The 20,571-nt window shown below is 37.9% G+C and carries 11 protein-coding genes, 1 tRNA gene, 5 rRNA genes and 1 other RNA gene; 16 read left to right on the forward strand and 2 right to left on the reverse strand.

Annotation, left to right across the window (positions count from 1 at the left end; all coding sequences use genetic code 11):
- Positions 1 to 34: 34 nt before the first annotated feature.
- Together TVTCOM_RS00120 and TVTCOM_RS00125 are read left to right on the forward strand one after the other, a co-directional pair.
- Entirely contained in the window at positions 35 to 1,069 is a 1,035-nt protein-coding gene (locus tag TVTCOM_RS00120; RefSeq protein ID WP_434797902.1) for a LacI family DNA-binding transcriptional regulator, read from the forward strand.
- A gap of 36 nt (positions 1,070 to 1,105) precedes the next feature.
- Positions 1,106 to 2,218, forward strand: coding sequence for an ABC transporter ATP-binding protein (locus TVTCOM_RS00125; RefSeq protein ID WP_434797903.1), 1,113 nt, complete (start codon positions 1,106 to 1,108; stop codon positions 2,216 to 2,218).
- A 183-nt stretch (positions 2,219 to 2,401) separates the two neighbouring features.
- Here the strand turns inward: TVTCOM_RS00125 and TVTCOM_RS00130 are convergent, their stop codons facing one another.
- Positions 2,402 to 3,661, reverse strand: a complete 1,260-nt coding sequence (locus TVTCOM_RS00130) for an IS110 family transposase (RefSeq protein WP_434796464.1) — start codon at positions 3,659 to 3,661, stop codon at positions 2,402 to 2,404.
- Positions 3,662 to 3,929: 268 nt separating this feature from the next.
- Here TVTCOM_RS00130 and TVTCOM_RS00135 point away from each other — a divergent pair, with 268 nt between their 5' ends.
- The 11 genes from TVTCOM_RS00135 to TVTCOM_RS00185 all read left to right on the forward strand — a co-directional run bounded on the left by TVTCOM_RS00135 (position 3,930) and on the right by TVTCOM_RS00185 (position 13,966).
- On the forward strand, positions 3,930 to 4,586 hold the full coding sequence (locus TVTCOM_RS00135) for a YesL family protein (protein WP_434797904.1): 657 nt from the start codon (positions 3,930 to 3,932) through the stop codon (positions 4,584 to 4,586).
- Between the two features lie 386 nt (positions 4,587 to 4,972).
- A 16S ribosomal RNA gene (locus TVTCOM_RS00140) occupies positions 4,973 to 6,477 on the forward strand.
- Between the two features lie 175 nt (positions 6,478 to 6,652).
- Positions 6,653 to 9,553 (forward strand): 23S ribosomal RNA (locus TVTCOM_RS00145).
- A gap of 71 nt (positions 9,554 to 9,624) precedes the next feature.
- A 5S ribosomal RNA gene (rrf, locus tag TVTCOM_RS00150) occupies positions 9,625 to 9,741 on the forward strand.
- Together the 16S, 23S and 5S rRNA genes form the textbook arrangement of a ribosomal RNA operon.
- Positions 9,742 to 9,953: 212 nt before the next feature.
- Entirely contained in the window at positions 9,954 to 10,409 is a 456-nt protein-coding gene (locus TVTCOM_RS00155; RefSeq protein WP_434797905.1) for a nucleoside deaminase, read from the forward strand.
- A tRNA-Ser gene (locus TVTCOM_RS00160) sits at positions 10,410 to 10,499 on the forward strand. It abuts the gene before it with no gap.
- Between the two features lie 25 nt (positions 10,500 to 10,524).
- Positions 10,525 to 10,790: signal recognition particle sRNA large type (ffs, locus tag TVTCOM_RS00165), an RNA gene on the forward strand.
- Between the two features lie 170 nt (positions 10,791 to 10,960).
- Complete coding sequence (gene dnaX, locus TVTCOM_RS00170; RefSeq protein ID WP_434797906.1) at positions 10,961 to 12,598, forward strand: DNA polymerase III subunit gamma/tau; 1,638 nt, start codon at positions 10,961 to 10,963, stop codon at positions 12,596 to 12,598.
- Positions 12,599 to 12,667: 69 nt separating this feature from the next.
- Positions 12,668 to 13,006, forward strand: a complete 339-nt coding sequence (locus TVTCOM_RS00175) for a YbaB/EbfC family nucleoid-associated protein (RefSeq protein WP_434797907.1) — start codon at positions 12,668 to 12,670, stop codon at positions 13,004 to 13,006.
- Between the two features lie 12 nt (positions 13,007 to 13,018).
- Positions 13,019 to 13,618: a recombination mediator RecR gene (recR, locus tag TVTCOM_RS00180; RefSeq protein ID WP_434797908.1), complete on the forward strand. Its 600-nt coding sequence runs from the start codon at positions 13,019 to 13,021 to the stop codon at positions 13,616 to 13,618.
- A 129-nt stretch (positions 13,619 to 13,747) separates the two neighbouring features.
- A complete protein-coding gene (locus TVTCOM_RS00185; RefSeq protein WP_434797909.1) occupies positions 13,748 to 13,966 on the forward strand; it encodes a hypothetical protein in 219 nt (72 codons plus the stop codon).
- A gap of 43 nt (positions 13,967 to 14,009) precedes the next feature.
- Here TVTCOM_RS00185 and TVTCOM_RS00190 read toward each other — a convergent pair whose 3' ends face one another.
- Complete coding sequence (locus TVTCOM_RS00190; protein ID WP_434797910.1) at positions 14,010 to 15,224, reverse strand: MGDG synthase family glycosyltransferase; 1,215 nt, start codon at positions 15,222 to 15,224, stop codon at positions 14,010 to 14,012.
- 163 nt (positions 15,225 to 15,387) lie between these two features.
- On the opposite strand from TVTCOM_RS00190, the gene TVTCOM_RS00195 reads away from it, so the two are divergent.
- The 3 genes from TVTCOM_RS00195 (at position 15,388) to TVTCOM_RS00205 (ending at position 20,552) form a co-directional block, all read left to right on the forward strand.
- Positions 15,388 to 15,618: a glutaredoxin family protein gene (locus tag TVTCOM_RS00195; RefSeq protein ID WP_434797911.1), complete on the forward strand. Its 231-nt coding sequence runs from the start codon at positions 15,388 to 15,390 to the stop codon at positions 15,616 to 15,618.
- A 354-nt stretch (positions 15,619 to 15,972) separates the two neighbouring features.
- Positions 15,973 to 17,477 (forward strand): 16S ribosomal RNA (locus TVTCOM_RS00200).
- Positions 17,478 to 17,653: 176 nt separating this feature from the next.
- Positions 17,654 to 20,552 (forward strand): 23S ribosomal RNA (locus tag TVTCOM_RS00205).
- Positions 20,553 to 20,571 lie beyond the last annotated feature (19 nt).

The raw sequence follows: 20,571 nt of genomic DNA on the forward strand, positions 1-20,571 counted from the left end.
TAGCAAAATACAATAATGAAAGGATAGTGTTAATATGAAGGCAATTACAATTAAAGATATAGCTAAGAAATGTGGTGTCGGAGTAAGCACAGTTTCAAGAGCCATTAACAATCATCCTGACATAAGTGAAGAAACCAGAGTTATGATAATGGAAGTTATAAAAGAAAGTAATTTTGTTCCTAACAAAAGTGCTAGAAATTTAAAACTTTTAGATACTAAAACCATAGCTGTATTAATAAAGGGTATAGACAACCCGTTTTTTCAAAACATGATAAAAGTATTTGAAGAAGAGATACAAGACAGAAAATATTCCTTTATACTACATAGAGTTGATTCAGATCAAGATGAAGTTGAAGTAGCTTTAGAATTAATAAAAGAAAAAAGGTTAAAGGGAATTGTATTTTTAGGAGGAAATTTCTCTCATCAAGAAGTGAAACTAAAAGAAATCAATATACCTTTTGTTTTAAGTACAATAGCTATAGCAGGTGATGTAGATAAAAATTTATATTCCTCAGTATGTGTAGATGATAAAAATGAAAGTGAAAAAGTAGTTAATTTCCTATGTGACCAAGGACATACAAAAATTGCAATTTTAGCTGCGGGTAAAAGTGACCAAAGTATTAGTAGATTACGTATACAAGGTTATCGTAATGCCTTAATCAAGAGGAATATACCTATAAATGAAAATTTAATTAGACATATTAATGATAATGAAAACATTCAAATTATAGAAAATGGATATAAACTTATGAAAGAGCTCTTAGCATCAGGGGAAGCGTTTACAGCGGTTTATTCTATTTCTGATAGTATGGCAATTGGAGCAAGTAAAGCCATATTAGAAAGTGGAAAAAGAATTCCGCAAGATTATTCTATTGTAGGATTTGATGGATTAGATATCACATATTATTATAATCCTTCCATTACTACTATACGTCAGCCTGTGGAAGAGATGGCAAGAGAAACTACTAAAATCTTATTTGATTTAATTAATAAGAAGACAAAAAATCAGCATAGAGTTTTCCAAGGGGAATTAATTGAGAGAGAGTCAACTTCAGAATTAAATAGATAATTTTAGTACCATTAAGTATATGAGGGGGATTAAAAAATGGCAAGCTTATCATTACAAAATATAAGTAAAATATATCCGAATGGTTTTGAAGCTGTAAAAGATTTTAATTTAAAAATAGAAGACAAAGACTTTATAATATTTGTAGGTCCATCTGGTTGTGGCAAATCTACAACATTAAGAATGATAGCTGGATTAGAAGATATAAGCAAAGGCACTTTAAAAATAGATGATAGAGTAGTAAATGATGTGGAGGCTAAAGATAGAGACATAGCAATGGTATTTCAGAGTTATGCATTGTACCCACACTTAAGTGTATATGATAATATGGCTTTTGGACTAAAATTAAAAAAAGTTCCAAAAGAAATAATAGATGAAAAAGTGAAATATGCGGCTAAAATATTAGACCTTGAAAATTTATTAGAGCGTAAACCAAAAGCATTATCAGGTGGACAAAGACAAAGGGTTGCCATGGGAAGGGCAATAGTTCGTGAACCAAAAGTATTCTTAATGGATGAACCTTTATCGAATCTTGATGCCAAATTAAGAGTTCAAATGCGTACAGAAATATCTAAGTTACATGAAAGATTAGGAGCAACTATGATATATGTGACACATGACCAAACAGAAGCTATGACTCTTGGTACTAAAATTGTAGTAATGAAAGATGGTATAGTTCAACAAGTTGATACACCACAAAACTTATACAATGCACCAAAAAATAAATTTGTTGCTGGATTTATAGGTTCACCACAAATGAACTTCTTAGATGCAATAGTATGTCAAAATAATGAAGAAGTTACACTAAAAATAGGTGAACATGAATTAGTATTACCAGAAGCTAAGGCCAAATCATTAGTAGAAGGTGGATATGTAAATAAAGTAATATGTATGGGTATACGTCCAGAAAACGTACATGATTTAGCTGAATTAAATGAAAAAAGTACAGGAAGAGAAATTGAAACGAGTATAAGTGTATATGAATTACTAGGATCAGAAGTGTACTTATACTTTAATATAGAACAATCACCTATGACTGCAAAAGTAAAAGCCACAACATCAGCAAGAGTAGGAGATAAAGTAAAGTTTAAATTTGACATGGAAAAAGTCCATATATTTGACAATGAAACTGGTAAAATAATAACAAATTAATAAAAATATAAAATAAACTGCTATAATCATGAATATGGCAGTTTTATTTAATATACTTTATAAATAAGAGGAAGGGTTAACTTGAAAAAAGATACCCGAAGGGATTGCACACTAAATAACTCCCTTTAAATATTAAAAAAAATAAAAACGGAGTTTGTGGAAAATTGATTTACTGGTTAATTATCATGTAATTCCAAGTGATTCTTCAACTTGTGTTTGAACTACAAATCCTTGAGTTTGTAGATATTTAATCATCCTATCTATAGATTTAGTTTGATTTACACAATCACTTAAGTAAGAATCGTATAATGAAGAATTAAATTCTTTATTATTTAGTAACATATTGTAACAACAAGTAAGTAGCATTCTTGAAATAGCTATTATAGCTCTCTTATGTCCACGTCTTTTTTTAATAGATTCATATCTATATTTAAAGTAAGGACATGATTTATCTTTAATAGCTGCATTGGCACATTGAACAAGCAAAGGTTTTAAATATAAACCGGCACGACTTATACGAACACTTTTCTTTTTTCCTGCACTTTCATTGTTCTGAGGCGTTAATCCTGCCCAAGAACAAAGGTGCTTTGATGTATCAAATTTAGACATATCAACACCTATTTCAGAAATTATGCCTACGGCAGACTTAGGTGTAATTCCTGGTACGGAAGAAAGTAAAGATATTTGATCCTGGTAGTCTGAAGAAATGATAGAAATTACATTATCTAGTTGGGTCAAACAATTATTTATATAGTCAAAATGGTTAAATGAAACTCTCATTTTGCTTGATTGCTCTTTAGATATATTGCCTTGCATAGATAGATTTATTTCTTCAGCTTTAGGTAGTAGTCTAGCATGAAGAAATTCAGTATAATCAATATTCAGCTTTTCGGGATGATCCAATGCATATTTAATAATAGCTGAAGAAGATTTACCAAATGTATCAGATACAACGCTAGAAATCATTAAGTTAGATACAGTTAATGAATTTTGAATTCTGTTTTTTTCACTAGAACGAAAATTAACTAATTTACTTCTGTATCTCATTAAATCTCTAAGTTCTCTGATTTGTTTTGGAGGAATAAAACTCCCCCTAACTAGACCATGCTTGTGTAAATCTGTAATCCATAAAGAATCACGTTTATCAGTTTTTTTACCAGGAATATTTTTTATAAATTTAGGATTTGCAAGTGTAATATTACAAGTATCTTCAAGAATGTTATAGATTGGTAACCAGTATTTACCGGTACTTTCCATGCATATTTCAGTACAATTGTTACTTAATAACCAGTTTTTGAATTCAATTAAATTATGGGTAAATGTTTGAAAGTTTTTAGTTTTATATGTTGTGATATTTTTAGAATTAGTAGAAGCAATTGTAGCTACTATAAATTTTTTGTGAACATCAATACCACAACATACTGGATGAACAATTTTAAGCATTTTATCACCTTAAATAAAAAATTAAGTAAGTAAACATTGACTGAATATCCTAGTTTTTTAACGGTCTTTGCTAAAACAAAGATTAACTTACGTGCTCATGGCACAATTATTTGTACTTAGATAGATATTCGGCACAAGTTTTTATGCGGATTTGCCGATAGGCACTTTTCTCACTTACCCCGCCGTGCTCTGTAGTATATTTACTTACTTATTAGATTTATTAACGAAAAATGTATGTATTATACCATTTTTCATCCAATTTTGTGCCTTGAGCACAGCGAAAGGAATGATAGTTTTTATGTATAATTTATTCAGTTATGATAACAAGTTTTTTGAAATTTTAGAAAAAATAACAGATATAGTTATACTTAACTTGCTATGTATAATATCATGCTTACCGATTGTAACAATAGGAGCATCAATTACAGCGGTGTATTCTGTTGCAATGAAGATGATAAAAGATGAAGAAACATACATAGTAAAAGAATTTATTAGAAGTTTTAAAGAAAACTTTAAAACTAGCACGATAGTATGGTCGATTATGTTAATAATAGGGGGAGTATTGCTGTTTGATTTTTATATGTCTAGACTAGTTTCACATGAATCGGTAAGTAAGGTTTTACAGTGTATATTTACTATAATAGGCATAATGTACACTTTTACATTAACATATGTATTTCCTATAATATCTAAGTTTGAAAACACTATAAAAAATACTATGATAAATTCTGCTCTTATATCTATACAAAACTTGCCTTATACAGTAATAATGGTAATTTTAAATTTAAGCCCATTTTTGCTAATTAATTTATTTAGTAGTTATTGGGGGCAGATAATATTCTTGTACACAGTAATTGGTTTTGGAATAATAATTTATACAAATTCTATAATTTTTGAGCAAATATTTAATAAGCTTATAAAATAATAAAAATAACTATGAAGAATTAAAAATATTTTTCATAGTTATTTATTCTTCATAGTTATGTATTATCAGTGTTTACGTTGATTTTAATAAATAAAAATAAAATAATTAAAAAAACTTTGAGAAAAAGTATTGACTCTTAATTAATACGATGATATAGTATTACTTGTCCTTGAGACAGGGACAAAACGTCAACAAACAACTTTTGAAAAAAAGTTGTTGACAAAGAAAAACAGCTTTGATAGAATAAAGAAGCTGAAACAAGCAAAAGAACTTTGAAAATTAAACAGTAGGTTAACAATAAATTAATTCTTTAAGAATTAAACTGAAACAACAAACAAACCAAGCCAGATATTCAGATAATGATTAGCTGAGCAGTTGGACAACTTTTATTTGAGAGTTTGATCCTGGCTCAGGATGAACGCTGGCGGCGTGCCTAACACATGCAAGTCGAGCGATTCTCTTCGGAGAAGAGCGGCGGACGGGTGAGTAACGCGTGGGTAACCTGCCTCATACACATGGATAACATACCGAAAGGTATGCTAATACAGGATAATATAAGAGATTCACATGGATTTCTTATCAAAGCTCCGGCGGTATGAGATGGACCCGCGTCTGATTAGCTAGTTGGTAAGGTAACGGCTTACCAAGGCGACGATCAGTAGCCGACCTGAGAGGGTGATCGGCCACATTGGAACTGAGACACGGTCCAAACTCCTACGGGAGGCAGCAGTGGGGAATATTGCACAATGGGCGAAAGCCTGATGCAGCAACGCCGCGTGAGTGATGAAGGCCTTCGGGTCGTAAAACTCTGTCCTCAAGGAAGATAATGACGGTACTTGAGGAGGAAGCCCCGGCTAACTACGTGCCAGCAGCCGCGGTAATACGTAGGGGGCTAGCGTTATCCGGATTTACTGGGCGTAAAGGGTGCGTAGGTGGTTTCTTAAGTCAGGAGTGAAAGGCTACGGCTCAACCGTAGTAAGCTCTTGAAACTGGGAAACTTGAGTGCAGGAGAGGAAAGTGGAATTCCTAGTGTAGCGGTGAAATGCGTAGATATTAGGAGGAACACCAGTAGCGAAGGCGGCTTTCTGGACTGTAACTGACACTGAGGCACGAAAGCGTGGGGAGCAAACAGGATTAGATACCCTGGTAGTCCACGCCGTAAACGATGAGTACTAGGTGTCGGGGGTTACCCCCCTCGGTGCCGCAGCTAACGCATTAAGTACTCCGCCTGGGGAGTACGCTCGCAAGAGTGAAACTCAAAGGAATTGACGGGGACCCGCACAAGTAGCGGAGCATGTGGTTTAATTCGAAGCAACGCGAAGAACCTTACCTAAGCTTGACATCCTTTTGACCGATGCCTAATCGCATTTTTCCCTTCGGGGACAGAAGTGACAGGTGGTGCATGGTTGTCGTCAGCTCGTGTCGTGAGATGTTGGGTTAAGTCCCGCAACGAGCGCAACCCTTGCCTTTAGTTGCCAGCATTAAGTTGGGCACTCTAGAGGGACTGCCAGGGATAACCTGGAGGAAGGTGGGGATGACGTCAAATCATCATGCCCCTTATGCTTAGGGCTACACACGTGCTACAATGGGTGGTACAGAGGGCAGCCAAGTCGTGAGGCCGAGCTAATCCCTTAAAGCCATTCTCAGTTCGGATTGTAGGCTGAAACTCGCCTACATGAAGCTGGAGTTACTAGTAATCGCAGATCAGAATGCTGCGGTGAATGCGTTCCCGGGTCTTGTACACACCGCCCGTCACACCACGGAAGTTGGGGGCGCCCGAAGCCACTTAGCTAACCCTTTTGGGAAGCGAGTGTCGAAGGTGAAATCAATAACTGGGGTGAAGTCGTAACAAGGTAGCCGTATCGGAAGGTGCGGCTGGATCACCTCCTTTCTAGGGAGAATTAACCTACTGTTTAATTTTGAGGGTTCTTTATGAAAACTCAAAATTAGTACTTTGAAAACTGCATAACATTTAGTGATATGACATTATAAAAGAAGAAGATAAACTTCTTAAAAAATATATCATATAAAGAAGATAACTTTTAAAAATATCAACTTTGATAACTGGTCAAGTTATTAAGGGTGTAGGGCGAATGCCTTGGCACTAGGAGCCGATGAAGGACGCGATAAGCTGCGATAAGCTTGGGGGAGTTGCACGTAAACTTTGATCCCAAGATTTCCGAATGAGGAAACTCACTTAGAGTAATGTCTAAGTATCGTATAGTGAATACATAGCTATGCGAGGGGAACCCGGGGAACTGAAACATCTAAGTACCCGGAGGAAGAGAAAGAAATTCGATTCCGTAAGTAGCGGCGAGCGAACGCGGAACAGGCCAAACCAGTGAAGTTTTCTTCACTGGGGTTGCGGACATATCATAACAGAATCACTTATTCAAGACGAAGAGAGTTGGAAAGCTCCGCTATAAAGTGTAAAAGCCACGTAGTTTAAAGAATAAGACTCTAGATATGATCCAGAGTACCACGGGACACGTGAAACCCTGTGGGAAGCAGGAGGGACCATCCTCCAAGCCTAAATACTACCTAGTGACCGATAGCGTATAGTACCGTGAGGGAAAGGTGAAAAGAACCCCGGGAGGGGAGTGAAATAGAACCTGAAACCCTACACTTACAAGCTGTAGGAGCACATTACTTGTGTGACTGCGTACTTTTTGTAGAACGGGCCAACGAGTTACGTTACCTAGCAAGGTTAAGCACTTAAGGTGTGGAGCCGTAGCGAAAGCGAGTCTTAACTGGGCGTTTAGTTAGTTGACGTAGACCCGAAACCGGGCGACCTATCCATGGGCAGGTTGAAGCGAAAGTAAAATTTCGTGGAGGACCGAACCCACGAGCGTTGAAAAGCTCGGGGATGACCTGTGGATAGCGGTGAAATTCCAATCGAGCCCGGAGATAGCTGGTTCTCTCCGAAATAGCTTTAGGGCTAGCCTCAAGGTTTAGAGAAGCGGAGGTAGAGCACTGAATGTCCTAGGGGGTATTGCACTTACCGAAGACTATCAAACTCCGAATGCCGTATTCTTATACTTGGGAGTCAGACTGTGGGTGATAAGATTCATAGTCAAAAGGGCAACAGCCCAGATCGTCAGCTAAGGTCCCTAAATGTACGTTAAGTGGTAAAGGATGTGGGATTGCACAGACAACCAGGATGTTGGCTTAGAAGCAGCCACTCATTTAAAGAGTGCGTAATAGCTCACTGGTCGAGTGATCCTGCGCCGAAAATTTCCGGGGCTAAAACGTACTACCGAAGCTACGGCATCATTTATGATGGGTAGGAGAGCTTTCTATACGGATTGAAGCATTACCGTAAGGAGATGTGGACTGTATAGAAGTGAGAATGTTGGCATGAGTAGCGAGATGTGGGTGAGAATCCCACAGGCCGTAAACCCAAGGTTTCCAGGGGAAGGTTCGTCCGCCCTGGGTTAGTCAGGACCTAAGCCGAGGCCGAAAGGCGTAGGTGATGGACAACAGGTTGATATTCCTGTACCACCAATAACCGTTTGAGAAATGGGATGACACAGAAGGATAAGCTAACCGTACTGTTGGTTATGTACGGGCAAGTATTGAGGCAGTTCTAATAGGCAAATCCGTTAGAATAATGCTGGGGTACGATGCGGAGCGAAATTTAGTAGCGAAGTAGCTGATTTCACACTGTCGAGAAAAGTCTCTATCGAGGTTAAAGGTGCCTGTACCGCAAACCGACACAGGTGGGTGAGGAGAGTATCCTAAGGCCAGCCAGAGAACTGTTGTTAAGGAACTCGGCAAAATGACCCCGTAACTTAGGGAGAAGGGGTGCCATGGAAACATGGCCGCAGAGAATAGGCCCAAGCGACTGTTTACCAAAAACATAGGTTTCTGCTAAGTCGCAAGACGATGTATAGGAGCTGACGCCTGCCCGGTGCTGGAAGGTTAAGGGGATCTGTTAGGGCAACCGAAGCAGTGAACTTAAGCCCCAGTAAACGGCGGCCGTAACTATAACGGTCCTAAGGTAGCGAAATTCCTTGTCGGGTAAGTTCCGACCCGCACGAAAGGCGTAACGATTTGGGCACTGTCTCAACAACAGACTGGGTGAAATTGTAATACCGGTGAAGATGCCGGTTACCTGCGACAGGACGGAAAGACCCCATGGAGCTTTACTGTAGCTTGACATTGAGTCTCGGTGCTACATGTACAGGATAGGTGGGAGGCTATGAAGCATGGACGTCAGTCTGTGTGGAGCCATCCTTGGGATACCACCCTTGTAGTACTGGGATTCTAACCAGCTGCCTTGAATCAGGTAGTGGGACACTGTCAGGTGGACAGTTTGACTGGGGCGGTCGCCTCCTAAAAAGTAACGGAGGCGCTCAAAGGTTCTCTCAGTACGGTCGGAAATCGTACGAAGAGTGTAAAGGCAGAAGAGAGCTTGATTGCAAGACATACAGGTCGAGCAAGGACGAAAGTCGGACTTAGTGATCCGGTGGTACCGCATGGAAGGGCCATCGCTCAACGGATAAAAGCTACCCTGGGGATAACAGGCTGATCTCCCCCAAGAGTCCACATCGACGGGGAGGTTTGGCACCTCGATGTCGGCTCATCACATCCTGGGGCTGTAGTAGGTCCCAAGGGTTGGGCTGTTCGCCCATTAAAGTGGTACGCGAGCTGGGTTCAGAACGTCGTGAGACAGTTCGGTCCCTATCCGTCGCAGGCGTAGGAAATTTGAGGAGACCTGTCCTTAGTACGAGAGGACCGGGATGGACGTACCGCTGGTGTACCAGTTGTTCTGCCAAGGGCATAGCTGGGTAGCTAAGTACGGAAAGGATAAGCGCTGAAAGCATCTAAGCGCGAAGCCTACTTCAAGATAAGATTTCCCACCGTAAGGTTAAGACCCCATGAAGACTACATGGTTGATAGGTCAGAGGTGGAAGTGTGGTAACATATGTAGCTTACTGATACTAATAGGTCGAGGACTTGACCAATATAAGTTATATCTTAAATGTTTGCAGTTTTGAAAGTACTAACAAAAGTTAATACTTTAATATAAAGATTATGTGGTTATTATAGCAAAGAGGATACACCTGTTCCCATTCCGAACACAGAAGTTAAGCTCTTGAGCGGCGATGGTACTTGGGGGGCGACCTCCTGGGAGAGTAGCACGTAGCCACGTAATCTTTTTTTACTAATATATAAATTAGTAAAAGGATATAAAAAGATAGACTTGTAAGTCTGTCTATTTTTAATATATAAATAAAATGAAATGTTTCACGAGAAACGAATCATTAAAATATGTAAAAATGGTAAAAAATTCAATTAAACAAATGAGTTGAATTATTATAAAAATTATGATAATATAAATGTGTTATATGTTTAGGAGGTATCATGGAGAAATCGTTATACATGGAAGAAGCTTTAAAAGAAGCATATAAGGCATATAATAAAGGAGAAACTCCAATAGGAGCGGTTATAGTTAAGGATGATAAGATTATAGCTAGAGCACATAATCTTACAGAAGAATTAAAAGATAGTACAGCTCATGCTGAGATGTTAGCTATAAAACAAGCTTCTGAAGTATTAGGTGGATGGAGACTTATAAATTGTGACTTGTATGTTACTATGGAACCGTGTATAATGTGTAGTGGAGCTATAATTAATTCTAGAATAAAGAATATAATTATTGGATCTAAACATATAAAAAACTTAAAAATGGAAAAACAACACGAGTTTAAAATGGATTATTATAAAGATAATAATATTGAAGTAACCTTTGGTATACTTAAAGACGAGTGTGCGCATATTTTGCAAGAATTTTTCAAGACTCTTAGAAACAAACATTAAGGAGAGATGGTCGAGGGGTCGAAGGCGCTCGCCTGGAAAGTGAGTATGCGGTAAAACGTATCGTGGGTTCAAATCCCACTCTCTCCGCCAACAAATAAATATGGTTGTAATTTTGCTGTACTAGATGGGGAGGTAGCGGTGCCCTGTAACCTGCAATCCGCTATAGCAGGATTGAATTCCATCTAGAGGTTTTTACTTTGTAGAGCTGCCCAGAATAAGTGGTGTTGATGCTTAGGTCCTGTGCAATGTAAGCTCATGAACCCCGTCAGATCCGGAAGGAAGCAGCGGTAAGTGATTCCTTGCATGTGACATAGGAGTGCCTAGGTTGAGCTAACTGTTTTGGTAACGTCTGTGAAGTATTAATCAATAGATGGTGTACAGCATTTATATATAAATATAATAATCCCTTTAAGAGGGATTTTTTTGTACATAAAAATAATTAACAAATATTTTTATTTATTATAAAATATATGATATAAATGTATTTGGATTGGAAAAAATCATAAATAGACTTTTTTATAAAGTAAAAATAGTTTGAAGGAGATGTAAATATGCATAAAGCGTTGTATAGAGTATATAGGCCAAAAACATTTGAGGATGTAGTTGGACAAGAACACATAGTAAAAACTTTAAAAAATCAGATAAGAAATAGTAATATAGGTCATGCATATTTATTTTCTGGAACTAGAGGTACTGGTAAAACGTCTACAGCTAAGATATTTGCTAGAGCAGTAAATTGTCTAAATCCTATTGATGAAGAGCCTTGTAATGAGTGTGAAATATGTGTAGATACATTAAATGATAATATCATGGATATAGTAGAAATAGATGCGGCATCAAATAACAGTGTAGATGATATAAGAGAGTTAAGAGAAAGTGTAAAATATACTCCTTCAAAAGCAAAATATAAAGTTTATATTATAGATGAGGTTCATATGTTATCTCAAGGAGCTTTTAACGCCTTATTAAAAACTCTAGAAGAGCCACCATCATATGTAATCTTTATATTAGCTACAACAGAGCCACATAAAATACCAGCAACTATATTATCTAGATGTCAAAGATTTGATTTTAAAAGAGTGTCATCAAAAGATATTGCCAATAGAATGTCGTATATATGTGAAAAAGAGAATATTCAAGCAGAGGAAAAAGCACTAAGTTTAATAGCTAGAAATTCACAAGGTGCTCTAAGGGATGCTCTAAGTATACTTGATCAATGTATGTCATTTGGAAATGAAATAATAGAATATAATGATGTGATAGAATTATTAGGTACTGTTAATATTGATGAACTATTTGAATTATCTCAAGCTATTATAGATGAAAATACTAAAAAAACACTTCAAACATTAAATGAATTTATTATTTGGGGAAAAGATATAAGAAATTTAATAAATGATTTAATAGATCATTTTAGAAATTTGATGGTTTGTAAAGTATCTAAAGATCTTGATGAAATTATATCATTACCTGAAGAAAGTATAGAAAGATTAAAGGAACAAGCTAAAACTATTAATATAAATGATCTGATAAGAATATTAAATATATTATCAGAGACACAAGATTCAATGAAATCATCTTCAAACACAAGAATATTAGCTGAAGTTACTATGATGAAAATAGCACAACCCATGTTTGATGAAAGTAAAGAAGCATTGATTAAAAGAATTGAAAATTTAGAGCAAATAATAGAAAGTGGAAATATAAAAGTAGTAACAGTAAAAAGTGAACCTGAATCAAGTTTAAATAATAAAAATGAAAAAATAAATAATCAAGAAGAAAAACAAGATATAATATATGAAGAAGTAAAAAGTGAAGATGTAAAGTTAGTAGAATTATCATGGAAAAAAATAATTGGAAAAATAAAAGATGATAAAAAACCAAGCATATATGCTCTTCTAAAAGAAGTTAGCAGTTTCTATGTAAAAGAAAATGCTTTGTTTATAATATTTAATGATAATTTTTCTTTCGCTAGATCTAGGCTTAGTTCAGAAGAAACTATAAAATATGTGGAACAAGTTATAAGAGAAGTATTAAATAGAAGTTTTCATCTAAAAATATATCTAAAATCTGAAATTGCTAATATGAACTTAGAAGAAACTAGTAGCAAAAATGATGAAGGAGAAGAAATACTTAAAGGTATAGTGAATGAAAATATATTAGAAGTAAAAGACAGTATTGAAAAATAATATAATAAATGATAAAAATTATATTGTGATATAAAATAAATGATAAATTTAAAGGAGGAAGTATATAAGATGGCTAAAAAAGGATTTGGTGGAATGCCAGGAAACATGAATAACATATTAAAGCAAGCTCAAAAAATGCAGGAAAATATGCAAAAAATGCAAGAAGAATTAGAATCAAAGGAAGTTGAGGCTTCAGTAGGTGGTGGAGCTATTACAGTTAAAGTTAATGGTAAAAAGGAAGTTATAGATATAGCTATAAAACCAGAGGTAGTAGACCCAGATGACATAGAAATGTTACAAGATTTAATATTAAGTGCAGTTAATGAAGCCTTAAGAAAAGTTGATGATATGCAACAAAATCAAATGAGTAAGGTTACTGGAGGAATGAATATCCCAGGATTATTCTAGTAGGTGATAAGTATGCAAATTTATACAGAGCCTATTAATAGGCTTATAGAGGAGTTTTCTAAACTACCAGGAGTAGGAAGAAAAACAGCACAAAGGTTAGCTTTTCATGTTATAAATATGAATGACAATGATGTAGAATCTTTATCAAAAGCTATATTAGATGCAAAAAGGGAAATAAAATATTGTTCAGTCTGCTGTAATATATCAGATCAAGAAATATGTAGTATGTGTTCTAATAAAAATAGGGATGCTAGCGTCATATGCGTAGTAGAAGATCCTAGAGATGTTGCTGCTATGGAAAGAACTAAAGAGTTCAAGGGTCAATATCACGTACTTCATGGAGTGATATCTCCTATGGATGGTATAGGACCAGATATGATAAGAATTAGAGAGTTGATTACTAGATTAGCAAATCAAGATGTAAAGGAACTAATAATGGCCACTAACCCAACTATAGAAGGTGAAGCTACGGCTATGTACATATCAAGACTTGTTAAACCCATGGGAATAATGGTTACAAGAATAGCCCATGGATTACCTGTAGGTGGAGATTTAGAGTATGCGGATGAAGTGACTATTTCAAAGGCATTAGAAGGTAGAAGAGAAATATAAAAAACCAAGGTATATCCTTGGTTTTTATTTATATTAGAATTTAAATGGTTATGAAAATTAATTTATTGACAAATGCAATTTGTATTATATAATTATAGTAATTATTAAAAAATTTTATAGGGGTGTAGTATGAAAACGACTATGAACTTAGAAGAACATAATGCAATGAAAGAAAAGAGAGAAAAAAAAATTAAGTCCAAAGATAAATCGAAAAACATTGATAAAGATTCATTGGAAAATAAAAAGAGCAAAAAATCTCTCAATAAGAATAGTAATAGTGGAGCATTTAGAAATAACTATAAAAACTATCAATATGACTATGAAGAAGATTTTTACGAGCCATATTAAGAAAATAAAAGCGTATGAAAATTTTAATTTTCATACGCTTATTTTAATCTTTAGATAATATATCAAAAGCTAACTTAGCAATATCTTGTGATGCATTAAGTTTTTTTATTGTTCTTATATTTTCTTTAGTCATTTCGATTCTGCTTGGATTATCAATCAGAACTTTTAATAGAACGCTTAGAGTGTATTTTTTAGATGTTCTTAACGAAGCACCACAATTGGAAAGAAAATCTAAATTTTCTTCCTCTTGACCAGGAATGAAATAAGGAATAATCATAGGAACCTCTTTTAATAGAGATTCAGTAGTAGTAAGTCCTCCTGGCTTAGAAACTAATATATCTACTGATGCTAGTAAATCATTCATTTTATCTGTAAATCCAAGTACGCATATTTTCTTATTAATCTTATCTTCATCAACAGCTAAGTTCTTTTCTAATTTTTCTTTTAGAGATTTATTTCTTCCAGTTATAACAATGATTTGGAAATCTCTATCTACAGAAATTAATTCGGCAAGTGTGTCTTTTATACTACCTGCACCGAAACTCCCTCCCATTAAAAGAACTGTAAATTTATTTGGATCCAAATTAAGTTCAGATAATACAATTTCTCTATCTCTATGTGATAAGAATGATTTTTCTACAGGTATACCGTAGGCTTTAATTTTATCCTTATCAATACCATCTTCAATTAACAGCTCTTTTACATATTCATGTCCTGCAATATAGTAGCTAATCTCATTTTGTATATATGCAGAATGAGTTGTGTAATCAGTTAAAACTGTTATAAGGGGGGGAATATTTAAATTTTTATAATATTTATGTATGCTTTCAGTAAAAGTATTTAATTCTGAATTAGCATAAAACTGAGAGTGTTTCTTTAAAGTACTAAGCGCTATCATAGGAAAAGGATGAGTACCTATGATTAAATCTGGTTTTTTATTTTCTACTAACTTTTTTAATTTTCTAGATATTAAAGAAGTCAGCGGGTTATCTTTAAACTCATTTTTAGAAACTAGGCTACTTTCAGTTAACTTATAAACACCACCCCAAGCTTTAGGTGTATATTTAGCTGATTTTTCATAGCCTCTAGAAATAAGTTTATCCATAGTTCCATTAACTATTTTTAAACTATCTATGATTTCACAATCAATAGTGATGCCATTGATTGATTTGTTAGTTAATTCTTCTTTTATGGCTCTCGCTGCTCTATTATGACCACCACCAGTGGAAGCTGACATTATTAAAACTTTTTTCTGCATGAAAAAATCCTCCTATAAATTTTAGAGTTATGTTGCATTGTTTAAAAAAATTATGTAATATAAAAAGTAATTTATTATAATAGTTAAAAATAATAAAGTTAATAATAATCTAATACAATATTGACAAAAAAACAAGGTAATAAACGTTTTAAGGAGGCAGTAAATGAAAAAAGTAGAGATTTATACTAGTGATACATGTATACAGTGTAAAAAAGCAAAAGAGTATTTGAAAAACAACAATATAGAATTTATAGAGTACAATATATCTTCTAATGAAGAATTTAAGCGTGAATTAATAAAAAAAGGATATTTATCTGTTCCGATTATAGTAGTAGATAATCAGGATATATTAGGATTTGATGTCAGTAGAATTAAGCAATTGACAGGAATTTAAATATATATAATAGGTAAATTAGAAAATAAAAGTATAAAAAAGTAAAAAGAGTAAACACTAAAGGTAGTAAAAAATTGAAAAAACTTTTAAAAAGGTGTTGACTATTAATTAATACGATGATATAGTATTACTTGTCCTTGAGACAGGGACAAAACGTCAACAAAAAACTTTTGAAAAAAAAGTTGTTGACAAAGAAAAACAGCTTTGGTAGAATTAAGAAGCTGAAACAAGCAAAGAACTTTGAAAATTAAACAGTAGGTTAACAATAAATTAATTCTTTAAGAATTAAACTGAAACAACAAACAAACCAAGCCAGATATTCAGATAATGATTAGCTGAGCAATTGGACAACTTTTATTTGAGAGTTTGATCCTGGCTCAGGATGAACGCTGGCGGCGTGCCTAACACATGCAAGTCGAGCGATTCTCTTCGGAGAAGAGCGGCGGACGGGTGAGTAACGCGTGGGTAACCTGCCTCATACACATGGATAACATACCGAAAGGTATGCTAATACAGGATAATATAAGAGATTCACATGGATTTCTTATCAAAGCTCCGGCGGTATGAGATGGACCCGCGTCTGATTAGCTAGTTGGTAAGGTAACGGCTTACCAAGGCGACGATCAGTAGCCGACCTGAGAGGGTGATCGGCCACATTGGAACTGAGACACGGTCCAAACTCCTACGGGAGGCAGCAGTGGGGAATATTGCACAATGGGCGAAAGCCTGATGCAGCAACGCCGCGTGAGTGATGAAGGCCTTCGGGTCGTAAAACTCTGTCCTCAAGGAAGATAATGACGGTACTTGAGGAGGAAGCCCCGGCTAACTACGTGCCAGCAGCCGCGGTAATACGTAGGGGGCTAGCGTTATCCGGATTTACTGGGCGTAAAGGGTGCGTAGGTGGTTTCTTAAGTCAGGAGTGAAAGGCTACGGCTCAACCGTAGTAAGCTCTTGAAACTGGGAAACTTGAGTGCAGGAGAGGAAAGTGGAATTCCTAGTGTAGTGGTGAAATGCGTAGATATTAGGAGGAACACCAGTAGCGAAGGCGGCTTTCTGGACTGTAACTGACACTGAGGCACGAAAGCGTGGGGAGCAAACAGGATTAGATACCCTGGTAGTCCACGCCGTAAACGATGAGTACTAGGTGTCGGGGGTTACCCCCCTCGGTGCCGCAGCTAACGCATTAAGTACTCCGCCTGGGGAGTACGCTCGCAAGAGTGAAACTCAAAGGAATTGACGGGGACCCGCACAAGTAGCGGAGCATGTGGTTTAATTCGAAGCAACGCGAAGAACCTTACCTAAGCTTGACATCCTTTTGACCGATGCCTAATCGCATTTTTCCCTTCGGGGACAGAAGTGACAGGTGGTGCATGGTTGTCGTCAGCTCGTGTCGTGAGATGTTGGGTTAAGTCCCGCAACGAGCGCAACCCTTGCCTTTAGTTGCCAGCATTAAGTTGGGCACTCTAGAGGGACTGCCAGGGATAACCTGGAGGAAGGTGGGGATGACGTCAAATCATCATGCCCCTTATGCTTAGGGCTACACACGTGCTACAATGGGTGGTACAGAGGGCAGCCAAGTCGTGAGGCCGAGCTAATCCCTTAAAGCCATTCTCAGTTCGGATTGTAGGCTGAAACTCGCCTACATGAAGCTGGAGTTACTAGTAATCGCAGATCAGAATGCTGCGGTGAATGCGTTCCCGGGTCTTGTACACACCGCCCGTCACACCACGGAAGTTGGGGGCGCCCGAAGCCACTTAGCTAACCCTTTTGGGAAGCGAGTGTCGAAGGTGAAATCAATAACTGGGGTGAAGTCGTAACAAGGTAGCCGTATCGGAAGGTGCGGCTGGATCACCTCCTTTCTAGGGAGAATTAACCTACTGTTTAATTTTGAGGGTTCTTTATGAAAACTCAAAATTAGTACTTTGAAAACTGCATAACATTTAGTGATATGACATTATAAAAGAAGAAGATAAACTTCTTAAAAAATATATCATATAAAGAAGATAACTTTTAAAAATATCAAACTTTGATAACTGGTCAAGTTATTAAGGGTGTAGGGCGAATGCCTTGGCACTAGGAGCCGATGAAGGACGCGATAAGCTGCGATAAGCTTGGGGGAGTTGCACGTAAACTTTGATCCCAAGATTTCCGAATGAGGAAACTCACTTAGAGTAATGTCTAAGTATGGTATGATGAATACATAGTCATGCCAGGGGAACCCGGGGAACTGAAACATCTAAGTACCCGGAGGAAGAGAAAGAAATTCGATTCCGTAAGTAGCGGCGAGCGAACGCGGAACAGGCCAAACCAATAAAGTTTTCTTTGTTGGGGTTGCGGACATATCATAAAGTTGAGGAATTGTAAGTGAAGAGAGTTGGAAAGCTCCGCTATAAAGTGTAAAAGCCACGTAGTTGAAACAAGAAATCGATAGATATGATCCAGAGTACCACGGGACACGTGAAACCCTGTGGGAAGCAGGAGGGACCATCCTCCAAGCCTAAATACTACCTAGTGACCGATAGCGTATAGTACCGTGAGGGAAAGGTGAAAAGAACCCCGGGAGGGGAGTGAAATAGAACCTGAAACCCTACACTTACAAGCTGTAGGAGCACATTACTTGTGTGACTGCGTACTTTTTGTAGAACGGGCCAACGAGTTACGTTACCTAGCAAGGTTAAGCACTTAAGGTGTGGAGCCGTAGCGAAAGCGAGTCTTAACTGGGCGTTTAGTTAGTTGACGTAGACCCGAAACCGGGCGACCTATCCATGGGCAGGTTGAAGCGAAAGTAAAATTTCGTGGAGGACCGAACCCACGAGCGTTGAAAAGCTCGGGGATGACCTGTGGATAGCGGTGAAATTCCAATCGAGCCCGGAGATAGCTGGTTCTCTCCGAAATAGCTTTAGGGCTAGCCTCAAGGTTTAGAGAAGCGGAGGTAGAGCACTGAATGTCCTAGGGGGTATTGCACTTACCGAAGACTATCAAACTCCGAATGCCGTATTCTTATACTTGGGAGTCAGACTGTGGGTGATAAGATTCATAGTCAAAAGGGCAACAGCCCAGATCGTCAGCTAAGGTCCCTAAATGTACGTTAAGTGGTAAAGGATGTGGGATTGCACAGACAACCAGGATGTTGGCTTAGAAGCAGCCACTCATTTAAAGAGTGCGTAATAGCTCACTGGTCGAGTGATCCTGCGCCGAAAATTTCCGGGGCTAAAACGTACTACCGAAGCTACGGCATCATTTATGATGGGTAGGAGAGCTTTCTATACGGATTGAAGCATTACCGTAAGGAGATGTGGACTGTATAGAAGTGAGAATGTTGGCATGAGTAGCGAGATGTGGGTGAGAATCCCACAGGCCGTAAACCCAAGGTTTCCAGGGGAAGGTTCGTCCGCCCTGGGTTAGTCAGGACCTAAGCCGAGGCCGAAAGGCGTAGGTGATGGACAACAGGTTGATATTCCTGTACCACCAATAACCGTTTGAGAAATGGGATGACACAGAAGGATAAGCTAACCGTACTGTTGGTTATGTACGGGCAAGTATTGAGGCAGTTCTAATAGGCAAATCCGTTAGAATAATGCTGGGGTACGATGCGGAGCGAAATTTAGTAGCGAAGTAGCTGATTTCACACTGTCGAGAAAAGTCTCTATCGAGGTTAAAGGTGCCTGTACCGCAAACCGACACAGGTGGGTGAGGAGAGTATCCTAAGGCCAGCCAGAGAACTGTTGTTAAGGAACTCGGCAAAATGACCCCGTAACTTAGGGAGAAGGGGTGCCATGGAAACATGGCCGCAGAGAATAGGCCCAAGCGACTGTTTACCAAAAACATAGGTTTCTGCTAAGTCGCAAGACGATGTATAGGAGCTGACGCCTGCCCGGTGCTGGAAGGTTAAGGGGATCTGTTAGGGCAACCGAAGCAGTGAACTTAAGCCCCAGTAAACGGCGGCCGTAACTATAACGGTCCTAAGGTAGCGAAATTCCTTGTCGGGTAAGTTCCGACCCGCACGAAAGGCGTAACGATTTGGGCACTGTCTCAACAACAGACTGGGTGAAATTGTAATACCGGTGAAGATGCCGGTTACCTGCGACAGGACGGAAAGACCCCATGGAGCTTTACTGTAGCTTGACATTGAGTCTCGGTGCTACATGTACAGGATAGGTGGGAGGCTATGAAGCATGGACGTCAGTCTGTGTGGAGCCATCCTTGGGATACCACCCTTGTAGTACTGGGATTCTAACCAGCTGCCTTGAATCAGGTAGTGGGACACTGTCAGGTGGACAGTTTGACTGGGGCGGTCGCCTCCTAAAAAGTAACGGAGGCGCTCAAAGGTTCTCTCAGTACGGTCGGAAATCGTACGAAGAGTGTAAAGGCAGAAGAGAGCTTGATTGCAAGACATACAGGTCGAGCAAGGACGAAAGTCGGACTTAGTGATCCGGTGGTACCGCATGGAAGGGCCATCGCTCAACGGATAAAAGCTACCCTGGGGATAACAGGCTGATCTCCCCCAAGAGTCCACATCGACGGGGAGGTTTGGCACCTCGATGTCGGCTCATCACATCCTGGGGCTGTAGTAGGTCCCAAGGGTTGGGCTGTTCGCCCATTAAAGTGGTACGCGAGCTGGGTTCAGAACGTCGTGAGACAGTTCGGTCCCTATCCGTCGCAGGCGTAGGAAATTTGAGGAGACCTGTCCTTAGTACGAGAGGACCGGGATGGACGTACCGCTGGTGTACCAGTTGTTCTGCCAAGGGCATAGCTGGGTAGCTAAGTACGGAAAGGATAAGCGCTGAAAGCATCTAAGCGCGAAGCCTACTTCAAGATAAGATTTCCCACCGTAAGGTTAAGACCCCATGAAGACTACATGGTTGATAGGTCAGAGGTGGAAGTGTGGTAACATATGTAGCTTACTGATACTAATAGGTCGAGGACTTGACCAATATAAGTTATATCTTAAAT

The sequence above is a fragment of the Terrisporobacter vanillatitrophus genome (assembly GCF_051148895.1).
In the GTDB taxonomy this organism is placed as follows: Bacteria; Bacillota; Clostridia; order Peptostreptococcales; family Peptostreptococcaceae; genus Terrisporobacter; species Terrisporobacter vanillatitrophus.

What these genes read in the sequence shown, in the direction of transcription:
- TVTCOM_RS00120 (WP_434797902.1), top strand. Translation starts at nt 35, where the DNA reads ATGAAGGCAATTACAATTAAAGATATAGCTAAGAAATGTGGTGTCGGA.
- TVTCOM_RS00125 (WP_434797903.1), top strand. Translation starts at nt 1,106, where the DNA reads ATGGCAAGCTTATCATTACAAAATATAAGTAAAATATATCCGAATGGT.
- TVTCOM_RS00130 (WP_434796464.1), bottom strand. Translation starts at nt 3,661, where the DNA reads ATGCTTAAAATTGTTCATCCAGTATGTTGTGGTATTGATGTTCACAAA.
- TVTCOM_RS00155 (WP_434797905.1), top strand. Translation starts at nt 9,954, where the DNA reads ATGGAGAAATCGTTATACATGGAAGAAGCTTTAAAAGAAGCATATAAG.
- dnaX (WP_434797906.1), top strand. Translation starts at nt 10,961, where the DNA reads ATGCATAAAGCGTTGTATAGAGTATATAGGCCAAAAACATTTGAGGAT.
- TVTCOM_RS00175 (WP_434797907.1), top strand. Translation starts at nt 12,668, where the DNA reads ATGGCTAAAAAAGGATTTGGTGGAATGCCAGGAAACATGAATAACATA.
- recR (WP_434797908.1), top strand. Translation starts at nt 13,019, where the DNA reads ATGCAAATTTATACAGAGCCTATTAATAGGCTTATAGAGGAGTTTTCT.
- TVTCOM_RS00185 (WP_434797909.1), top strand. Translation starts at nt 13,748, where the DNA reads ATGAAAACGACTATGAACTTAGAAGAACATAATGCAATGAAAGAAAAG.
- TVTCOM_RS00190 (WP_434797910.1), bottom strand. Translation starts at nt 15,224, where the DNA reads ATGCAGAAAAAAGTTTTAATAATGTCAGCTTCCACTGGTGGTGGTCAT.
- TVTCOM_RS00195 (WP_434797911.1), top strand. Translation starts at nt 15,388, where the DNA reads ATGAAAAAAGTAGAGATTTATACTAGTGATACATGTATACAGTGTAAA.